The organism is Bradyrhizobium nanningense (genome assembly GCF_004114535.1).
In the GTDB taxonomy this organism is placed as follows: Bacteria; Pseudomonadota; Alphaproteobacteria; order Rhizobiales; family Xanthobacteraceae; genus Bradyrhizobium; species Bradyrhizobium nanningense.
Genome location: NZ_LBJC01000060.1, coordinates 1 through 3,432, shown reverse-complemented (window position 1 = coordinate 3,432; position 3,432 = coordinate 1). Strand labels below are relative to the sequence as shown.

The window sequence follows — 3,432 nt, the reverse complement described above, 5'->3', positions numbered from 1 at the left end:
AATACAACTGGCACCGACCTCACGGTGGTATAGACTCTCAAACGCCGATCAGCAGGCTCGGTTTGACCAAGGATAACCTCTTGAGGCTCCACAGCTAGACGGTTCGCGACCTGAATTGCCATCGACACGTCTTCGAGCACTTGTCCGCCGTGGTCAGCAACAGTTTTGCTATCGATCAAATCGAAATGGTAGCGCGGCATGGGAGCTGAACTGAACCGACTGTATCCCGTTCCTCGTCTTCAGCGAGGCAGACGAACATGGACCAAGGATTCAAACATCCATCGAAAGATATACTAGGAATAACCATTCCCTTTGGTACTTAGGAATCTCCCAACAGGGCGAGGTGATTCGATGCTGGAAATGATCCTGATCATGGCCGTCATCGGGACGGCGCTGATCGGCGGCACCGTCATCATCTTTGAGTGGCGAGCGCTGGTCGGCTACTGGCACCTCAGGACCAAGCGCTGACTTTCACCGAGTCAGCGGTGGCCTGCGGATCTACAGCCTAAAGATGAAGCTCAACGCCCCTTCAGCTTGCGCTCAACCTTCTTTCGGCTGCTGCCCACCTTCTTGACCGCCTTCTTCACGGCAGAGGCGGAGCGGCCCGTCTTCTTGGCCTCGTAGCTGACTTCGTATTTCTGCCCGCCCGCCACCCGCGCGCGATCTTGCTTGCGACCGCGAGCGGTCTGTTTCTTTGCTTTAGCCATGTTGCACCTCCATGCGCTGCGAAAACCACAGAGGATTCAGTTTGTTCCTAAAGCTTCTCTGTAGCGACGGCGAACTCGGAACGAATCGGCGCCGAAAGATTCGAATCAAATGAGTTTGTTGCGTGGAGTTGTTTGGTGGCGTCCCAGCGTCAGCGGAAGTCCCCGGCGATCGGCGTCAAGGCGCCTTTGCCGGGCTTTATCGAACCGGCCTTGGCATCCTCCGTCGAGAGGGTGCCGTCCGGGGAGCGGTGGATTCACGAAATCAAGTTCGACGGTTATCGCGTCCAACTTCACTTGGCCAATGAAGCGGTCACCATCTATACCCGGCGCGGCCACGACTGGACCAAACGCTTCAAGAAAGTCGCCAATGACGCGTGGCATATCAGGGCGGGCTCGGCGATCGTCGATGGCGAAGTCGTTGTCCCGGCCGCCGACGGCACGACTGATTTCTCCGTTCTGCAGAATGAACTCAAGGGCAAGTCGTCCAAGATCGTGCTGGTCGCTTTCGACCTGCTGTATCTGAACGGCCGCGACATTCGCCGTCTGCCGCTGATTCAGCGCAAGGCCGAGCTGAAGAAGCTCATTTCCGGCACCGACGTGCAGTTCAGCGAGAGCTTCGAGCTGGAAGGGCGCGAGATGTTCGTGCATGCCTGCAAGGTCGGCTTGAAGGCGTGATCTCCAAGGTTCGCGACAGTCCCTACAACAGCGGCCTGCCGGCAGCGAGAGACCCTGACCATCGCGGGCTTCGCGCTCGACGAAGGAAAATGGAACGGCGTCTATCTCGGCCGCCGCAAGGGCGGTGACCTCATCTACGCCGGCAAGGTCGACCATGGGTTCGACAAGACATCAGCCGCCGAATTGCGGAAGCGCCTGGAGCCGCTGCGCCGCAGGACGCAGCCTTACGCAAAGCGTATCGCGCACAAGGGCATCTGGGTCGAACCGAAGCTGCTGGCCGAGGTCGAGTACCGCGCCAAGTCGGCGGAGGGAAAGGTGCGGCATCCCTTCTTCAAGGGATTGAGGGAGGACCTGTGATGGACGCGTTTGATCGCTGGCGGACATGGGCGGAGAAATCGCTTGATGATCCGCTGACCATTCCAGCGTGGCTTCACACGGCCGTGCTGAGCCTCCCGCCCGAGGAGCGGCAGGATCGCGCCAAGGTAAATGCATCAGCAAAGAAGGCGGAGGCTCGCGATGAGACCTAAATTCCGTAACGAAGGTTGGCAGCCCGCAAGCGAGGAAGATCACTTCCTCATTTGTCCCACCTGTGGGGAGCTGTTCGATTGCCGCGACCTTGGCGAGCTGTTCGAGCATCAACACGGTGAGCCCATCGAAGAGGAGCCGACGAGGCAATAGCGATAGGAGATTTTCCACAGCCACGACCGGCAGTGGCTGGCCGGCCGACCCTCCTACTAGGAATCGATAATTTGCCAACCCTGTTGGCTCATGGCCTTGATGATCGGATGTCCACGAAGTCGCGCCAATATCTCTTTGGCACTCAGATCAAAATGTCGGCCGAACGCGCCAAGGAAGCGCGCAAAGAGGCCGACAAGCTGGCCTGCGAAGCGTGGAACTACCGCATGCTCGGCTATAAAGGTCCCGCCCAGCCATCGCCAACCATTGGCGATGCGATCAATGGAGGATATCCCTACCTCGAGGTCCGCTGCCTTGGCTGCGACACCAATCAAACCGTTGCACTCGAGGTCATCCGGCGTCCTAAGATCACACCGGTCCACGAACTCGAACGCTACATGCGTTGCAAGGAGTGTTCGCAAGTGCGTGGCTACCCGTATAAGCGCAGTACGCTTGTAGCGCTCAGGCCGACAAAGATTTCAGCCAGCCACCCACCCTCGATCTGGTGGCCGGGCGAGCGGTAGGAATAAACTCTTTTATGTGCAATCTCTATTCGATCACCACCAATCAGGCCGCCATCGCCCAACTCTTCCGTGTCGTCCACCGCTACGAAGGCAACTTGCCGCCAATGCCCGGCGTGTTTCCGGACTACCCCGCCCCCGTCATTCGCGACGCAAGCGGCGAGCGCGCGCTGGTGATGATGCGCTGGGGCATGCCGCCACCACCGCGCACCGGCGGTCCGCCGGTGACGAACATCCGCAACACCGCCTCGCCTCACTGGCGCGCTTGGCTCAAGCCTGAGCACCGCTGCCTCGTGCCCGCCAACAGCTTCGCCGAATACGCACCGGAGCCGAATCCGGAGACGAAGAAGAAAGATGTTGTTTGGTTTGCGCTGGCGGAGACGCGGCCACTCTTTGCATTCGCCGGCATCTGGTCAACCTTCAACGGCGACCGCGGCACGAAGTCGAAGCCCATTCCGGGGCCGCATCAGGTCTATGGGTTTCTCACGACGAGCCCAAACGCGGTCGTCGAACCGATACATCCTAAGGCCATGCCAGTCCTCCTGACTTCGCCCGAGGAGTGGAACATTTGGCTTCGTGCGCCGTGGGACGAAGCAAAATCCTTGCAGCGTCCGCTGCCTGATAAAGGACTCAAGATCGTCGCCCGTGGGAGTGACAAGGAGGACACCGGAGGGCCGTCCTAGGCGTATGCTCACAGATCCGCGATGTCCGCTTGTCTCACGGTAGCGGCGCGACAGCGCACAATGAGTGAGGTCCCAGAAGGGCCATGTGTGGACGGCTCCGGGTTGGCAAGGAGAATCTTCACGTCGCAGTATTGGTCGGAGCAGCCATGTGTTCGGCCTGTTAGCGCGGTT

4 protein-coding genes and 2 pseudogenes are annotated in these 3,432 nt (G+C 59.4%); 4 read left to right on the top strand and 2 right to left on the bottom strand.

The genetic code is table 11. The annotated features are described in order from the left end of the window. Both XH84_RS40435 and XH84_RS31880 read right to left on the bottom strand, forming a co-directional pair. Positions 1-200, bottom strand: a pseudogene (locus XH84_RS40435) (hypothetical protein); the annotation flags it as partial. Between the two features lie 318 nt (positions 201-518). Continuing rightward, on the bottom strand, positions 519-707 hold the full coding sequence (locus XH84_RS31880) for a DUF3606 domain-containing protein (RefSeq protein ID WP_128917773.1): 189 nt from the start codon (positions 705-707) through the stop codon (positions 519-521). 135 nt (positions 708-842) lie between these two features. On the opposite strand from XH84_RS31880, the pseudogene ligD reads away from it, so the two are divergent. The 4 genes and pseudogenes from ligD to XH84_RS31865 all read left to right on the top strand — a co-directional run bounded on the left by ligD (position 843) and on the right by XH84_RS31865 (position 3,261). Next, a pseudogene (gene ligD / locus XH84_RS41955) lies at positions 843-1,739 on the top strand (non-homologous end-joining DNA ligase). Further along, positions 1,739-1,909: a hypothetical protein gene (locus tag XH84_RS40170; RefSeq protein ID WP_164936029.1), complete on the top strand. Its 171-nt coding sequence runs from the start codon at positions 1,739-1,741 to the stop codon at positions 1,907-1,909. Before ligD ends, XH84_RS40170 begins: the two are co-directional and overlap by 1 nt. 258 nt (positions 1,910-2,167) lie before the next feature. Next, positions 2,168-2,581 carry a hypothetical protein gene (locus tag XH84_RS31870; protein ID WP_128917774.1) on the top strand — a complete coding sequence of 138 codons (414 nt, stop codon included), beginning with the start codon at positions 2,168-2,170 and terminating at the stop codon, positions 2,579-2,581. 14 nt (positions 2,582-2,595) lie between these two features. Continuing rightward, entirely contained in the window at positions 2,596-3,261 is a 666-nt protein-coding gene (locus tag XH84_RS31865; protein WP_128917772.1) for an SOS response-associated peptidase, read from the top strand. Positions 3,262-3,432: the final 171 nt, after the last annotated feature.

What these genes read in the sequence shown, in the direction of transcription:
- XH84_RS31880 (WP_128917773.1), bottom strand. Translation starts at nt 707, where the DNA reads ATGGCTAAAGCAAAGAAACAGACCGCTCGCGGTCGCAAGCAAGATCGC.
- XH84_RS40170 (WP_164936029.1), top strand. Translation starts at nt 1,739, where the DNA reads ATGGACGCGTTTGATCGCTGGCGGACATGGGCGGAGAAATCGCTTGAT.
- XH84_RS31870 (WP_128917774.1), top strand. Translation starts at nt 2,168, where the DNA reads ATGTCCACGAAGTCGCGCCAATATCTCTTTGGCACTCAGATCAAAATG.
- XH84_RS31865 (WP_128917772.1), top strand. Translation starts at nt 2,596, where the DNA reads ATGTGCAATCTCTATTCGATCACCACCAATCAGGCCGCCATCGCCCAA.